The 17940-nt window shown below is 66.8% G+C and carries 1 protein-coding gene; it reads right to left on the reverse strand.

Features of this window, described 5'->3' with window-relative positions; translation table 11 throughout:
* Positions 1-73 precede the first annotated feature (73 nt).
* Positions 74-17929, reverse strand: coding sequence for a non-ribosomal peptide synthetase (locus tag A5659_RS14450; protein WP_082976061.1), 17856 nt, complete (start codon positions 17927-17929; stop codon positions 74-76).
* Between the last annotated feature and the right edge of the window lie 11 nt (positions 17930-17940).

The raw sequence follows: 17940 nt of genomic DNA on the forward strand, positions 1-17940 counted from the left end.
CGCATGGAGCCCAGCTCTTTCGTGAGTGTGATGGCGGTATTGTCCGGGTGCGTTCAAGGCGCTTTTGGTGCTTTTAATCTATGCACGCAGGCTCGGTTTCTATCAGGGCTTTGATGTGTTGTCCGTACTGGACGAGCGATTCGGCAGTCAACATATCCAGGTGCGCACACTCGACCGGGTAGCTGCTGATGTCGCCAGTAACGTAAGGTCGCCAACTTTGCGTAGGACACGAGCCCTGATCCCCCTTATCCTCCATGGCGGAGAATAGGGTTATATCCCCATCGAAGACACCGGGTTCGTGGACTTGAGCCAATGCCTGGTTACGGTTGATGTTCTGAACGCCGAAATCGACAAGTTGTTTGTACCGAGCAAATTCGACAATTCCTCGTTCGCGAAGCAGTCCTTCCGCCCGCTCAAAAGTAAGCGGCTCATCCTGATCGGGCATCTCTATGTGACACAACCGCAAGACCTCTTCCAGCACGTCCTGCTCGGCCAGGTTTGGTAGATCGACGCTGCTGTCGGTGATTAGCAAAGCGTCGAGAAGGACAAGGTTTGCGATTACGCATCCGCGCCGCTGCAGCTCGATGGCAATTTCATGCGCGACAATGCCGCCAAACGACCAACCGAGAAGGTTGTAGGGCCCGGTTGGATCAACCCCTTGGATCCGGTCGGCGTAGGTTACCGCCATCTCGCGGATTGACTCGGGTTCAGCCTCGCCATTTTGCGGGGTTTGTTGAATGCCAATGATCGGGCAGTCCAAGTAATCGCCGAGAGCGTAATACGGCCAGACCAGCCCACCCGCGGGATGGATGCAGAACATCGGGCGACCCGCGCCCTCTTTGAGGAACTCAACGGGGACTAGTTCCACCTCGCCGGCATCTTGGTCCAGCTGCTGACTCAAGCTCCGCACGGACGGCGCCTGGAATAGTGTGCGCACCGCTAGGTTGGCGTCGAGGCTGGTGTTGATCGCGGCGATCAGGCGCATCGCCGACAGCGAATCCCCGCCCAAATCGAAGAAGGAGTCGTCGACCCCGACCCGTTCGAGGCCGAGTATCTGGGCGTAAATGCCGGCCATGATCTCCTCGGTGGGAGTGGTCGGGGCGCAATAGCGATCGCCCCGTTGGTATTCCGGCGCCGGCAGGGCGCGGGTGTCGAGTTTGCCGTTGACCGTCAGCGGCAGTGCGTCGATCACCACGACCGCGGCGGGCACCATGTAGGCCGGGAGTCGCTGCATGAGCTTTGTGCGGCTTTCGGCCGGATCTGCAGTGCCGGTGATGTAGCCGATCAGGCGCTTGTCACCGGGGCGGTCCTCGCGCGCGATCACCGCCACCTGATCTACGCCGTCGAGTGCGGCCAGGGCGGCGCGAACTTCTCCGAGTTCGATGCGGTAACCACGGATTTTGACTTGCTCGTCGGCGCGGCCCAGGTACTGCAGTTGCCCATCGGGGCCCCACTTCACCAGGTCTCCGGTGCGATACATCCGTGTCCCCGGCGCCCCGAACGGGCAGGCAACAAACCGCGATGCGGTCAATCCCGCGCGGAACATATAGCCGACCCCGACTCCGACACCGGCCACATACAACTCCCCGACGACCCCGACCGGCACTGGACGCGCCCACTGATCCAGCACGAACAACGCGGCGCCTGGGAGCGGCGAGCCGATCGGCGGCGCGCCCGAACCGGCGACCAACGGCGCACTCCTGGATGCACACACCGTGGTTTCGGTCGGGCCGTATTCATTGACCATCACCCGCCCGGGCGCCCACCGATCCACCAGCTCGGCCGGGCACGCTTCACCGGCCACCAGCAGCGCCATCGACTCCAATCCCTCAGGGGACAGCATCGCCAGCGGAGACGGCGACTGACTCGATGTCTTGACCTGCTCAGCGACGAGCAAGGCATGCAAGTCTTCGGCCGAGCGTGTCACCGACTCGGGCACCACTACCAGCCGCCCGCCGTGGAACAACGCACGCCAGATCTCTTCCACCGAGGCGTCGAAGGCCAAGGAATGCCCCAGCGTCGACGGTCCCGCCGGCAGGTGGATATCCGGCGGCCCGAACATCTGGGTGACGTTGTGGTGGGTGATGGCAACGCCTTTGGGCACACCGGTGGTGCCAGACGTGTAGATGAGGTAGGCGATGTCGTCGGGGGCCGGCGCCGACAGGTCGGTGCACGGGTAGCCGTTGATTCGGGCGTCCTTGATCTGGGCGTCCTTGACGTCGATGACCACCAGGTCACACGAGTACTTGTCGAACCGGTCGGCGAGCTCGGCGGTGGTGAGCGCGGCGATCGGCGCGACGTCGGCCAGGATGAATTCGATTCGCGCGTCGGGATGCGCGGGGTCGAGCGGCAGGTAGGCTGCCCCGGTTTTGAGCACCGCCAAGATCGCCACGATCGCCTCGGCGGAACGGGAAAGCAGCAGTGCCACAGTCTGTCCCGGGCACGCCCCATGGCCGGCCAGCAGATGCGCCAACCGGTCAGATGCCTCGTCGAGGCCCCGGTAGGTCATCGAGTGGCCGTCGCAGGTGATCGCCACCGCCTCGGGCGTGCGCGCCACCTGCGCAGCGAACAGCGTCGGAATCGACACCGCGGTGGACTGCGGCGCGGTCAACGCGGCCCGGTTGCCGATCCCGTCGAGGTGGGCGTGCTCACGCTCGTCGAGTAGATCGACCGCTGACAAGTGCTGGCTGGGGTCGGCACTCACGGCCGCCAAGACGCGGCCCAACCGCTCGATCAACGCCTCGATGCTGGCCGCGTCGAACACGTCGGTGCGATACTCCACCGACCCGGCGATCCCGGCGGGCTGGCCGCCCTCGCCGAAACGTTCGGCCAGCGTGAAGGTCAGATCCATGCGGGCGACCCGCGTGTCCGCCGATAGCGGTGTGACCTGCAAATCACCCAAAGCCAGCCCCCCGGCGGCCAGGTCATTGTCGGGCCCGGCGAAGTTTTGCCAAGCCAGCGCGACCTGCACCAGCGGATGATGGGCCAGGCTGCGGGTGGGGTTGAGCCGCTCGACGAGTAACTCGAAGGGCACATCCTGGTGCTCGTAGGCGGCCAGGCTGCGGGCACGCACCTGGTCGAGGGCTTCGGTGAAGCTGGGGTCACCCGACAAATCGACCCGCAGCACCAAGGTGTTGACGAAGAATCCCACCAGCTCATCGAGTGCGGGATCGTCACGCCCGGCGATCGAGAACCCAACTGCCACATCACTGCTGGCGCTGAGCTTGCCCAGCAGCACCGCCAGGGCGGCCTGGATCACCATGAAGCTGGTCGCGTTGTGCTCGCGAGCCAGCGCGCGCACCCGTTGCTGCAGCTCGGCGGGCCAGTCCACGATCACACTGGCGCCGCGGTAATCGGCCACCGGCGGGTAGGGCCGATCGGTGGGCAACGCCAGCCGCTCGGGCAGCCCGGCCAGCTCCTGCTCCCAATAAGCCAGCTGCGCGGCGATCGGGCTGTCGGCATCGGCCACATCCCCGAGCTGGGCGCGCTGCCACAACGTGTAATCGACGTACTGCACCGCCAACGGCGCCCACCCCGGCGCCCGCCCGGCACACCGGGCGGCATAGGCCACCCCCAGATCAGCCACCAGCGGGGCCATCGACAAGCCGTCGCCGGCGATATGGTGCATCACGGCCACCAACACATGCTCATCCTCAGCGACACGGAAAAGCCTTGCCCGCAACGGGATCTCGGTCGCCAAATCAAACGAGTGCCGCACCGTGGGATCGATGGCATCCTGCAGCCGGTCCACCGGCCAGCCGGTGGCATCGACGACCTGCCAGCCGAAGTCGGCCCGGTCGGCCGGGATCACCACCTGCCGTGGTATCCCCTCGACCGCGGGGAACAAGGTGCGCAGGCTTTCCTGGCGAGCCACCACATCGGCCAGCGCCGCCCCCAACGCCTCGGCGTCCAGGTGCCCACTGAGCCGCAACGCCGCCGCCATGTTGTAGACCGGTGACGGCCCCAGCAACTGGTCGACGAACCACAACCGCTGCTGGGCAAACGACAACGGCACCACCGCGGGCCGCTCGAGGGCCACCAACGGCTCGCGCCGACCCCCGTCGCCACCCACACGCAACGCCAACTGGGCCACCGTGGGCGCCTCGAACACCGTGCGCACCGACAACTCGGCGCCCAAACCCATCTCTATCGCGGCGACGAGACGCATCGCCAACAACGAATCCCCGCCCGCATCGAAGAACGAGTCATCGACACCGACCTCGTCGGTCCCCAACACCTCGGCGAACACGCCGGCCAAGATCTCCTCAACCGGGCTGGCCGGAGCGCGATAACCGGCGTTCTGATACGCGGGCGCCGGCAGGGCGCGGGCATCGAGTTTGCCATTGGGCGTGAGCGGCAGCGCCGCCAACACCACCACCGCGGCCGGCACCATGTACTCCGGCAATCGCTCGCCCAGCGCGCTGCGTAGCTCGGCCGGGCTAGCTGTCCCGGTCACGTAGCCGACCAGGCGTTTGTCGCCCGGGCGGTCCTCGCGGGCTACCACTACCGCCTGCTGCACCCCGTCCAGCGCTGCCAGAGCGGCCCGAATCTCCCCCAGCTCGATGCGATACCCGCGGATCTTGACCTGTTCATCGGCACGTCCCAGATACCGCAGCTGCCCGTCAGCACCCCACCACACCAAGTCTCCGGTGCGATACATCCGCGTCCCCGGCGCCCCGAACGGGCACGCCACAAACCGCGACCCGGTCAACGAAGCCCGGCCCACATATCCGTTCGCCAGCCCCCCACCGGCCACGTACAACTCCCCGACGACTCCCGCGGGAACGGGCCGCAGCCAGCTATCCAGCACGAACAATGCCGCCCCTGACACCGGCGCGCCGATCGGCACCACACCCGAACCCGCCGCCAGCGGCGCGCTCATCGCCGCGTATATCGTGACCTCGGTCGGGCCATAGGCATTGACCATCACCCGCCCCGGCGCCCAGCGATCCACCACCTCGGCCGAGCAGGCCTCGCCACCCACCAGCAGCGCCACCGACTCCAATCCCTCAACCGGCAACGCCGCCACCGCCGACGGTGTCTGGGTCAACACGCTGACCTGCTCCGCCACCATCAAGGCATGAAACTCTTCCGGGGAACTCGTCACCGACTCGGGCACCACCACTAGGCGCCCGCCATGCAGTAACGCGCCCCAGATCTCCCACACCGAGAAGTCAAAGACGTAGGGATGGCATTGCGTCCACACTCGTCCGGGCGGCAGGCCGGCGTTCAACGACTCCAGGTGCTGGGTGAGGTTATGATGGGTGATCGCCACTCCCTTGGGCACGCCGGTGGTGCCCGAGGTGTAGATCAAATAAGCGATGGCATCCGGGGCCGGCCCCGGCACACCCGTGCACGGGTAGGTGTCCACGCGGGGATCGTTGACATCGATGACCAGCAGCCGACGCCCGTCGAGACGCACGCGCAGGTCCGCCGTGGTGATCGCCGCGGTCGGCTGAGCGTCGTCGAGCAGGAATCCGATCCGTTCCGCCGGCGCGCCCGGGTCAATCGGCAGATACGCCGCCCCGGCCTTGAGCACCGCCAGAATCGCCACGACCGCCTCCATCGACCGGGAAAACAGCAGTGCCACCGGCGCCCCCGCGCCCACTCCCTGGTCGACGAGCAAGTGCGCCAACCGGTTCGACGACTCATCAAGCTCGCGGTAGGTCATCGAGCGGCCTCCGCACGTCAGCGCGACCGCCTCCGGTGCGCGAGCCACCTGCGCGGCGAACAACACCGGAATCGACACCGGCGGCGGTGCGGGTCGGGTCAACGCCGCCCGGTTACCGATCCGATCCAAGCGGGCATGCTCACCCTCGCCAAGCAAATCCACCGACGACAGCCGCCGGGTGGGATCGGCGGTCATCGCCGCCAACACGCGCTCCAACCGCTCGATCAACGCCTCGATGCTGGCCGGGTCGAACACGTCGGTGCGATATTCCACCGTCCCGGAAATCCCGGCGGGCTCACCGGCCTCGGTCCAGGATTCCTTGAGGAAGAAGACCACATCCATCTTCGCGGTTTGGGTGTCGCCGACCAGCGGCGTGACCTGAAGATCGCCCAAACTCAGCCCCGTCGCGGGGACTTCGATTTGCCCAGGGAAGTTGTTCCAGGCGAACACCACCTGAACCAGCGGGTGATGGGCCAGCGACCGCGCGGGGTTGAGCCGCTCGACGAGCACCTCGAAGGGCACGTCTTGGTGCTCGTAGGCGGCCAGGCTGCGTGCTCGCACCTGAGCCAGCAGCTCGGCCACGGTGGGATCGCCGGCTAGATCGACGCGCAGCACCAAGGTGTTGACGAAAAAGCCCACCAGCTCATCCAGTGCCGGGTCGCGGCGCCCGGCAATCGGGAAGCCCACTGCCACATCGCTGCTGGCGCTGAGCTTGGACAGCACCACCGCCAGGGCGGCCTGCGTCACCATGAAACCGGTCGCGTTGTGCTCGCGGCCAACACGGGCAACCTGCTGCTGCAATAGCGCCGGCCACTGCACCGCCACCCTGGCGCCGCGCTGATCGGCCACCGGCGGGTAGGGCCGATCGGTGGGCAGCTGCAGCCGCTCGGGCATCCCGGCCAATGCCTGCTCCCAGTAGGCCACCTGCGCGGCGATGCGGCTTTCAGTGTCATCGAGATCGCCGAACTGCGCGCGCTGCCACAGCGTGTAATCGACATACTGCACCGGCAATGGCGTCCAGCCGGGGGGTTGCCCCTCGCACCGGCTGGCATAGGCCACCCCCAGGTCACGCACCAGCCGGGTCGTCGACCAACCATCAGCGGCGATTTCGTGCACCACCGCCACTATCACGTGTTCGTCCTCGGCGACGCGGAAAAGCCTTGCCCGCAACGGGATCTCGGCAGCCAGGTCAAATCCGTAACTCACGGTAGCGCGGATAGCCTCCTGCAGCCGGCCCGCCGGCCAGCCGGTGGCATCGATGACGTCCCAACCGAAATCGGCCTGCTCGGCGGGCACTACCAGCTGCCGCGGTACCCCCTCGACCGCCGGGAACAGCGTGCGCAGGCTCTCGTGGCGGCCCACCACATCCACCAGTGCCGCACCCAGCGCGTCCACATCAAGCGGCCCGGCCAGCCGCAACGGCAGCACCACGTTGTAAAGCGGTGAGGGCCCCTGCAACTGGTCGATGAACCATAACCGGCTCTGGGCAAACGACAACGGAACCACCGCCGGCCGCTCAACCGGCTTCAGCGGCTCCAGGCCCCCGCCCTTACCGACACGGGACGCCAACTGGGCGACCGTGGGCGCCTCGAACACCGCACGCACCGAAATATCGGCATCCAGACGGGTGTTGACCGCGGCGATCAAACGCATCGCCGACAGGGAATCCCCGCCCAGGTCGAAGAACGAGTCGTCGATCCCGATCTTGTCGATCCCGAGCACCTCGGCATAGATGCCGGCGAGGATTCTTTCCGTCTGGGTCTGCGGCGCCCGGAAGGCTGTGGTGGCAAACACCGGCGCCGGCAAGGCTTTACGGTCGATCTTGCCCGAGGTCGTCATCGGGAACTCGTCGAGCACCACGATATGGGTCGGCACCATATATTCGGGCAACCACGCGCTCAATTGCTGACGCACCGCGGTGATCTTGGTGTTGGTCTGCGGGTCATTGGCGTAACCGGTCACCCGGTGGGGCCCGTCAGCCGGCAGATACAGATCGGTCAGCGCCGACGTCCGCTCAGCGTCCGCTGCAGCGATGAACACCGCATCCACGGTGCCCGGTTGGGCACCCCAGGTGACCGCGACGTGATATCCGGCGCTCTCCCCGAGGCGGTGCAGTTGTTCGGGGACAACTGCATCGGCGCCGTCGGCGAGGGCCACTGCGTCCGCCAGGGACAGCCCGCCCAGCAGGGCTTGCTCGATGCGGACGTCGCTGATCAGTCCGGCGCGGGGGATCTCAGTGATGCGAACGGTGCTGGGACGCTGAGCCACCAACCGGTCGTGCAGTCCGCTCAGCCCCGCGCACTGGGTCCACGCCCAGCTGTCTGCGCCGGCCAGGGAGCGCACCGGCGCGGGGGATTTACGGATGACGAGGTCGTAACGATAGCGGTTGAGTTCGTTGTCGGCCATCCCGCGCTTGACTTCGATATCCAGCCCGGCGGCCGACGGATGGCCGGCAGCCCAGGTGGTGAAAAACTCTGGGGCCAACAACAATTCGGCTTCGCTGAGCACGGCGCGCTGAACTCGTTGGCGAATCTCGTCGGCGTCGGCGATGTCGGTGGCGCTGCGGGCGAGCGCGATCCCGGTCTGGAACGCGCCCTGCAGACTGTGGTTGCGCACATCGCCGATAAACAGTGCCCCGCCCGGTGCCAGCAATCGCATCGCGACCGCCAGCACGTCGGTCAGATACCGCGCGCTCGGGAAGTACTGGACCACCGAATTGAGCACCACGAGATCGAAGTGGCCTTCCGGCAACCCGGCGGCGACATCGGCGGGCTGCACCTGCAACCGCACCCGATCGCCCCACGACCGTCCGGCCACGGCGGCCTGCAGCCGCTGGATCGTCGGCGCGGAGAAGTCCGTCGCCCAATACTCGGAACACACCGGGGCCACCTGGGAAAGCAATAGCCCCGAGCCCACGCCGATCTCCAGTACCCGCGCGGGATGCAGTTGAAGGATCCGATCCACGGTGGCCGAACGCCACTCCTCCATCTCTTCGAGCGGAATCGGATCGTCGGTGTAGCTGCTGTTCCAGCCGCGGAAGTCCATGCCGAACTCCGGCGCCTCCACGTCAGCGCCATACGCCTCGTCATATAGCTGTTGCCACGCGTCGACGGTTTCGGCGTCGTGCTCGGCGGTGGTGGTCTGCTCGAGGGTCACATAGGCGACCAGATGCGAGCCGGTTTTGCTCTCATGCACGGTCGCGGCCGCGCGGGTGACCTGGGGGCAGCCCAGCAAGGTGTTTTCGATTTCGCCCAGTTCGATGCGGTGTCCACGCAGCTTGATCTGTGCGTCGGCACGGCCGAGATATTCCAGGGTTCCATCGGGTGCCCAGCGCACCAGGTCGCCGGTGCGATACAGCCGCGCGCCCGCAGGCCCGTAGGGATCCGCCACGAATCGTTCCGCGGTCAATTCCGCCCGGCCCAGGTAGCCGCACGCCACCGCCGGTCCGCCCAGATACAGGTCACCGACCACCCCGATCGGCGCGGGGTTCAGCCGCGCGTCGAGCACCAGTGCGCGCATCCCCGGGAGCGGGGTGCCGATGCGGACCGGCTGCCCCGCCAGCAGCGGCGCAGTGGTGGCCCAGATCGTGGCCTCGGTGGGACCGTAGCCGTTGAACATGCACCGCCCCGGCGCCCACGCGGTCACCAACTCGTCCGGGCAGGCCTCACCGCCGACGATCAGCGTGGACAACCCATCCAGCCGGGTTCGATCCAGCGTCGAGAGCAACGTCGGGGTCATCACCGCCGCGTTGACCCGATGCTCCTCCAGCAAGGCGGTCAACGCCTCGCCGGCAAAGACCTCCGGCGGCGCAACCACCAACGCGCCCCGCGCTCCCACCGCGACCAATAGCTCGCCGAGCGCGGCGTCAAACGTCGGGGAGAGCACCGCCAGCATGCGGGTGTCCTCGCCCATGCCGAATACCTCGCGGTGCGCCGCGGCTACCCCGGGCAGACCGCCGTGGCTGACCGCCACACCCTTGGGGGTGCCGGTGGACCCCGACGTGAAGATCACATAGGCGGTGTTATCCGGCCCCAGCGACGCCAGCCGGTCGGCGTCGGTGATCGCCTCTGCGCACCGCCCAGAAAGGTCCAGGCCGTCCATGCGCAGCACCGCGCGCGTCCCGGCCCCGGCCACCACGTCGGCATCGCGGGTCAGGACGCACACCGCGTCCACCGAGTCCAGCACCGTGGCGATCCGCTCGACGGGGTGAGTGGGATCGACCGGCACATACACGCCGCCGGCTTTCTGCACCGCCCACCACGCCACCACCAGCTCCGTGGACCGGCCGATCGCCACGCCGACGGCGCGTTCCGGACCCACCCCTGCCTCGATCAGCACCCGCGCCAGCCGCGTCGACCACTGGTCGAGTTCGCGATAGGACAAGGTCCGGGCATGATCGACGACCGCCACCGCGTCCGGGTCGGCGGCCACCGCTGCTCCCAACAACTCCGGCGCCACTCCCGTCGGCGCCTCGACGCCGGCGCCAGACCACCGCAAGAGCACCAAATCCCGCTCGTCGGGATCCAGCAACGCCAGGTCGCCCACCACCACGGACGCGTCCCCTACGATCGCTTCGATCACCCGCTCAAACCAGCTGACGAAGCGCTCGATGGTGACCCGGTCGTACAGATCGGTGGCATAGGTCACGACGCCGGCGGCCATCGGTGCGGTCGGGTCCTCGGAGGGCACCTCTCGCAGATCGACGTCCAGGTCGAACTTGGCGGTGCGGCTGTCCACCGCGAGTGGCTCGACGCTGAGCCCGTCGAGAGCCACGTCGGGCCGCACATTGTTCTGGAAGGCCAAGGCCACTTGGAACACCGGATGATGCGCCGTGGAGCGCACCGGGTTGAGCTGCTCGACCAGCCGCTCGAAGGGCAGATCCTGGTTGCTGTAGGCGTCCAGCGCTTTCTGACGCACGCCCTCAAGCACCTCGCTGAACCGGTTCGCGGGCGTCACCCCCACCCGCAACACCCACGTGTTGACGAAGAACCCGACCAGCTCATCGAGCGCCGCATCCATCCGGCCGGCGATCGGGGTGCCGATCGCGATGTCCTCGCCGGCCCCGGCCCGGTGCAACACCACCGCCATGGCCGCCTGCAACACCATCGAGGCGGTCGCATTATGCGCAGCCGCCAGCGCCTTGATTCCGGCCCACAGCCGTGGATCGAGGTGCACGTCCACCGCATCGCCGCGGTAGCTCGGCACCGGCGGGCGCGCCCGGTCCGCCGGCAGCGACACCACCTCAGGCAGATCGGCCAACTCGTTTCGCCAGTACGCCAACTGCCCGGCGATCACACTGTCGGGATCGGACTCGACGCCCAACCATTCCCGTTGCCAGAGGGTGAAATCGGCGTACTGCACCGGCAACGGCGCCAACTGCAGGGTCTGGCCCTGCCGCCGCGCCCGATATGCCTCGCCGATATCTCTGGCCATCGGCGCCAGGGACCACCCGTCACAAGCGATGTGGTGCACCACAATTCCCACGACATGCTGCTCGGGGCTCACCTCATAGATCTGCGCCCGAAGCGGGATTTCGGTTGCCAAGTCAAACCGATGGCCCGCCAGCCCCACCAGTTCGCCGACCAGATCCTGCTCCGCCAACGACACGACTGCGGGGCCCCCGCGACGCCACATCCCCGCCTCGGCCGGCAGTACCTTCTGGAACGGCACGCCGTCGATATCCGGAAATATGGTGCGCAGCGTCTCGTGGCGGGCGATCACGTCATCGATTGCCGCCGTCAGCGCCTCGACGTCCAGCGCCCCGCTGATCCGAAACGCGGTCGGCATGTTGTAGGTCGCCACCCCGCCCTCGAATCGGTCGAGGAACCACAGCCGGCTCTGCGCATACGACAACGGCACCACCGTGGGCCGCTCGCCGGCCACCAGCGGCTTACGCCCATTCCCGGCCCCGCCGATACGGGGCGCCAACTGGGCGATCGTGGGTGACTCGAATACGGTGCGTACCGCAAGGCCGGCGTCCAGGGATTTGTTGATGGCGGCGATGACCCGCATGGCAGACAGCGAATCCCCGCCCAGGTCGAAGAAGGAGTCATCGACCCCGACCCGGTCGAGCCCGAGCACTTGAGCGTAGATGCCGGCCAGGATCTCCTCGGTGGGCGTAGCCGGGGCGCGGTACCGATCACCCTCGCCGTATTCGGGCGCCGGCAAAGCCCGGGTATCCAGCTTGCCGTTGACCGTGAGCGGCAGCGCATCGATCACCACCACCGCCGGCACCATGTAGGCCGGAAGCCGCTGACCCAGCCATGCCCGAACCTCGGCCGGGTCAGCGGTTCCGGTGACATAACCCACCAGCCGCTTGTCGCCGGGGCGGTCCTCGCGGGCGATGACCGCCGCCTGCTCCACCCCGTCGAATGCGGCCAGCGTCGCTTGGATTTCGCCGAGCTCGATGCGGTATCCCCGGATCTTGACCTGCTCGTCGGCGCGCCCCAGATACCGCAGCTGCCCATCGGGACCCCAACTCACCAGATCCCCGGTCCGATACATCCGCGCCCCGGACGCGGCGAACGGGCACGCCACAAACCGCGACGCCGTCAGCCCCGCGCGGCCCAGGTATCCGTACGCCAGTCCGCCGCCGGCCACGTACAACTCCCCTGTCACCCCGACGGGCACCGGGTGCAAGTCGGTGTCCAGCACGAAAAAGCCGAGATGGTTCAGGGGCAACCCGATCGGGCTGACACTGCGGTCGACGTCGGCGACCGTGATCTCCCGGAACGAGGCGTGCACCGTTGTCTCGGTGATGCCGTACATGTTGATGAGCCGCGGTGATCGCGGGTGGCGGTCCAACCACGTTCCGAGGCGCTGGGGTTCTAGCGCCTCGCCACCAAACACCACCATCTGCAGGTTCAGCCGTTCCTCGGACTCGGCTGCCCGCGCGTCGGCGGTTTGCAGCGCATAAAACGCAGACGGCGTCTGGCTCAATACGCTGACCTGTTCGGCAATCAGCAAGGCGTGCAGCTCTTCAGGCGAGCGGGTCACGGACTCCGGCACCACCACGAGCCGTCCGCCGTGCAACAGCGCACCGAAGATTTCCCACACCGAGTAGTCGAAGGCCAGCGAGTGGCACTGCGTCCACACCTGCCCCACCAGCTCTTGGTCCGCGTTCAAAGAGTCCAGTAGCCGGATCACATTCTGGTGAGCGACGGCCACCCCCTTGGGAACCCCGGTGGTGCCCGAGGTGTAGATCAGGTAGGCGATCGCTTCGGGGCCCGGCGCCGGCAAGCCCGTGCACGGGCAGCCGAGGATGCGCGGGTCCGCGACGTCGATGACCGGCAGGCCACAACCGTCGAACCGCTCGGCCAGTCCTGCGGTGGTGATCGCGGCGATCGGTGCGGCATCAGCAACCATGAACTCCATGCGCGCGGTGGGATGCGCCGGGTCGATCGCCAGATAGGCCGCCCCGGTCTTGAGCACCGCCATTACTGCCAGGACCGCCTCGGCCGATCGTGGCAACAGCAGCGCCACACACTGTCCCGGGCCGGCGCCCAGGGCGGCCAGCAGGTGCGCAAACCGGTTGGACGCCTCGTCGAGCTCGCGGTAGGTCGTCGACTGGCCTGCAAAGGTGATCGCCGCCGCCTCTGGCGTGCGCGCCACCTGAGCGGCGAACACCGCCGGGATCGACGCCACGCTTGGCACCGTCCGGGCCAGCGCCTCCCGGTTACCGATCTTGTCCAGTTGGGTGTGCTCGTCGGCATCCATCAGGTCCACCGACGACAACCGTCGGCTGGGGTCGGCGGTCATGGCCGTCAATGCTCGCCGCAACCGCTCGATCAGCGCCTCGATGCTGGCCGCGTCGAAGACATCAGTGCGAAACTCCACATCCCCGGCGATTCCGGCGGGCTCACCGGTCTGGGTGAAACGTTCCGCGAGGGTGAACGTCAGATCCATGCGCGCCGATTGGGTGTCCACTGGCAAACGCGTGACCTTCAGGTCGCCCAGGTCCAGCCCGGCGGCGGGGTCGCTGGTGTGCCCCGGGAAGTTCTGCCAGGCCAACACGACCTGTATCAGCGGGTGGTGGGCCAGGCTTCGGGTCGGGTTCAGTCGATCAACGAGCACCTCGAAGGGCACGTCTTGGTGTTCGTAGGCGGCGACGCTGTGCGACCGCACCTGGGCCAGCAACTCGGCCACGGTGGGGTCCCCGGCCAAATCGGCCCGCAGCACCAAGGTGTTGATGAAGAACCCCACCAGCTCATCGAGCGCTGGGTCGCTCCGCCCGGCGGTCGCGAATCCGACTGCCACGTCGCTGCTGGCGCTGAGCTTGCCCAGCAGTACGGCCAGGGCGGCCTGGATCACCATGAAGCTGGTCGCGTTGTGCTCGCGTGCCACCGCGCGCACCCGCTCCTGGAGCTCGGCCGGCCAGTCCACGATTACGCTGGCGCCGCGGTAATCGGCCACCGGCGGGTAGGGCCTATCGGTGGGCAACGCCAGGCGCTCGGGCAGCCCAGCCAGCTCCTGTTCCCAGTAGGCCAACTGCGCAGCGATCGGACTCTCGCGATCGGCGACATCGCCCAACTGCGCACGCTGCCACAGCGTGTAATCGACGTACTGCACCGGCAACGGCGCCCACCCCGGGGCTTGACCCGCACACCGGCTGGCGTAAGCCAGTCCCATATCACGCACCAGTGCGGTGATCGACCAGCCGTCGGCGGCGATGTGGTGCACCACGGCCACCAGCACGTGTTCGTCGTCGGCGACGCGGAAAAGCTTTGCCCGCAAGGGGATCTCGGTGGCCAGATCGAACGTGTGGCACGCCGCGGCGTTCACGGCCTCACTGAGGCGGCCTGACGACCAGCCGGTGGCATCAATGATCTGCCAACCGAAATCGACTTCTTCTGACGGGATAACCACTTGTTGCGGTGTTCCGGTGGGCGCCGTAAACAGCGTGCGGAGGGTCTCATGGCGGGCTACCACATCGGCCAGCGCCGCACCCAACGCCTCGGCATCCAGCCGTCCACACAGCCGCAATGCGGCCGGTATGTTGTAGATCGGTGACGGTCCCTGCAATTGGTCGATAAACCACAACCGCTGCTGGGCGAACGACAGCGGAACCGCCGCAGGCCGCTCCACCGCCACCAACGGCTCAAGCCGACTTGCGCCCGCGCAGACGCGGAGCGCCAACTGGGCCACCGTGGGCGACTCGAACACCGTGCGCACCGAAAGCTCGGCGTGCAGACTGGTCTCGATCACCGCGATCAGGCGCGTCGCCAGCAGTGAATCCCCGCCCAGGTCGAAAAACGACTGGTCCACCCCGACACGCTCGACGCCGAGCACGTCCGCGTAAATACCGGCCAGGATCTCCTCGACCGCACTGGCCGGTGCGCGATATCCGGCGTTCTGGTATTCGGGTGCGGGCAAAGCGCGGGTATCGAGTTTGCCGTTGACAGTGAGCGGCAGCGCGTCCAGCACGACCACCGCGGCGGGCACCATGTACTCGGGCAATCGCTCGGCCAGCGCGGTACGCAGCGCGCCCGGATCTACTGCCCCGCTGCTCGATTCGGTGACATAGCCGATGAGGCGTTTGTCGCCGGGGCGGTCTTCGCGGGCGATCACGACCGCTTGCTCGACGCCGTCAAGGGCGGTCAGTGCGCTCTGGATCTCGCCCAGTTCGATGCGGTAGCCGCGGATCTTGACCTGCTCATCAGCACGCCCCAGATACTCCAGCTGCCCATCGGCACGCCAGCGCACCAGATCGCCGGTCCGATACATCCGCTGCCCCCACGCAGCGGTGAACGGGCAGGCCACAAACCGCGAGGCGGTCAACGAGGCCCGACCCACATACCCGACCCCGACCCCGGTGCCGGCCACATACAACTCCCCCACTACCCCGGCGGGCACCGGGCGCAACCAACTGTCGAGGACAAACAGTGCGGCTCCGCTGACCGGCGAGCCGATCGGCACCACACCCGCGCCCGCGGACAGCGGGGCGCTGATCGCCACACACATCGTGGTCTCGGTCGGGCCATAGGCATTGACCATCACCCGACCAGGCGCCCACCGATCCACCACCTCGACGGGGCACGCCTCACCGACCACGGCCACGGCCACCGACTCCAATTCCTCGACCGGCAGCGTCGCGAGCGCGGACGGCGTCTGGGTCAACATGCTGACCCGCTCGGCCACCAAAACCCGATGTAACTCGTGCGGGGAACTGGTCACCGGCTCAGAGACCACCACCAGGCGCCCACCTCGCAACAGGGCACCAAAGATCTCCCACACCGACACGTCGAAAGCCAACGAGTGACACAACGCCCACGTACCCGTCCCCGGCAGGCCGGCGCCCAACGACCCCAACAGCTCGGTCACATTGCAATGGGTGATCGCCACCCCCTTGGGCACCCCGGTGGTGCCCGAGGTGTAGATCAAGTACGCGATATCGTCGGGCTCGGGGCCCGTCAAGCCTGTACCGGGCTGGGCATCCACAGCGGGATCGTTGACATCGATGACGACCACGTCATGGTTGTCGAGCCGCTCGGCCAGCCCACCGGAAGTCACCGCGGCGATCGGTGCGGCATCGGCCAGCACGAATCCGATCCGCTCATCGGGCACTGCCGGGTCGATCGGCAGATAGGCCGCCCCCGTCTTGAGCACCGCCAAGATCGCGGCCACCGCCTCGGCCGAACGCGAAAATAGCAGTGCCACAATCTTTCCAGGGCCGGCACCTCGGCCAGCCAACACGTGCGCCAGCCGATTCGAAGCCTCATCGAGCTCGCGGTAAGTGACCGACTTGCCCTCACCCACCACCGCCACCGCATCCGGAATCCTGGCCACATGAGTCGCGAACAGCGCCGGGATCGACACTGGCATACTTGCCGACTCGCTCAACACGGCCCGATTGCCGATCTCCCCCAGCCGGGCATGCTCACCCGCGCCGAGCACATCCACCGATGACAGCGGCCGTGCCGGGTCGGCGGTCATCGCCACCAACACCCGCTCCAACCGATCGATCAAATCGCGGACGTCACAATCAGAAAGCCATTGTCCAGCGCCCCCGAACCCACCCGTCGTGGCGCCGGGCTGCATGCCGAGAAAAAGCCGATCGTGGTCGCTGAAAAAATCCAGCCCAAGCTGATCGACGAGATTGGTGTGGGTCAGTGTTCCCGAAACCGTGGCACCAGCAATGTTCGCCAGGTTTGTAGTCGGAATGAAGTTAAGGATTATGCGATTTGACCGCTGCGCAGAGCCGCGGAGACGCCTGTTCTCGATGAGGTGCACCGGGAATCGCTGATGGTGCAGCGCTTCTCGCAGTCGCGTGTCGACATGTTCACAAAAACTGGCAACCGAGGACCCCGGCGAAGCTTTTAACACCAGTGGGACGAACCCGGTAATCATGCCGGGCACCGCCTGCGTCTCCGGACGCACCCGCCTGCTTACCGGGAATTCGAACACCACCTCGGAACTCTCGACGTCGCAACCACCCACCAGCAGCGCGCACGCCGCGGCGATCACCGAAGAGCGGCGCACGCCCAACGCCTGCGCCAATTCCTGGATCCCGGCGACTACGGCCGGGTCTAATTCAACGGGTGGAGACGATTCAGATGGCTCGCGCGCACCCGTTGCGGGCGCCGACCGATAACGCGGTTCGCTTTCCGCCGGCAGGTTCTTGGCCCAATAGGCCTGATCATCGAGGTAATCGGTGGACGCTTCGTATTCCACCTCGCAAGCAATCAGATCACTCAGCGATCCAAAGAAGACGGGGGGAATCGGTGCCCCCGAAGCCAGGGCGTTGTAGACCTCTCCGATCCGATGACAAATCAGGGCAAGGCCGATTCCATCCGCCACTATGTGGTGGCAGCAGACGAAAAGATAAAACTCATCCGGCCGCGTTTGCAATAATGCAAATTTGAACAGCGGGCCATCAAGCGGCATCACCGTGCTCTGAATCGAGGCTGCCAGCCGATAGGCTTCCTGGACCGGGTCCTGCGAGCCCATGTGCTCATAGCAGGCGAGTTCGACATCCGGGTAATCGACCGCCTGTTGGAAGACCTGGCCATCCACCTGGAAGAAGGCAGCTCTGATCGGTTCGGCCTCGCGCACCACTTGCCGGATCGTGTGCTCAAGCAGCCACGGGTCGACCGTGCCTTCAATTCGCAGAAGATAGCCCAGCTGCCACCTCGCACCTTGGTGGTCCGTTTGCTGCGCAAGCCAAATGTCTAGCTGTCCGCGCGTCAGCGGGAATGGGCCACCGTCAGGTTCCGTCAGTTGTTCGCGCCCAACCTGCAGCGCCCGGTCATCAATCGTCATCGGATTTCCTT

It is taken from the genome of Mycobacterium sp. 1165196.3 (genome assembly GCF_001673415.1).
In the GTDB taxonomy this organism is placed as follows: domain Bacteria; phylum Actinomycetota; class Actinomycetes; order Mycobacteriales; family Mycobacteriaceae; genus Mycobacterium; species Mycobacterium europaeum_A.

Excerpts from the sequence above, each read along its gene's own strand:
- A5659_RS14450 (WP_082976061.1), bottom strand. The coding sequence starts at position 17,929 with ATGACGATTGATGACCGGGCGCTGCAGGTTGGGCGCGAACAACTGACG.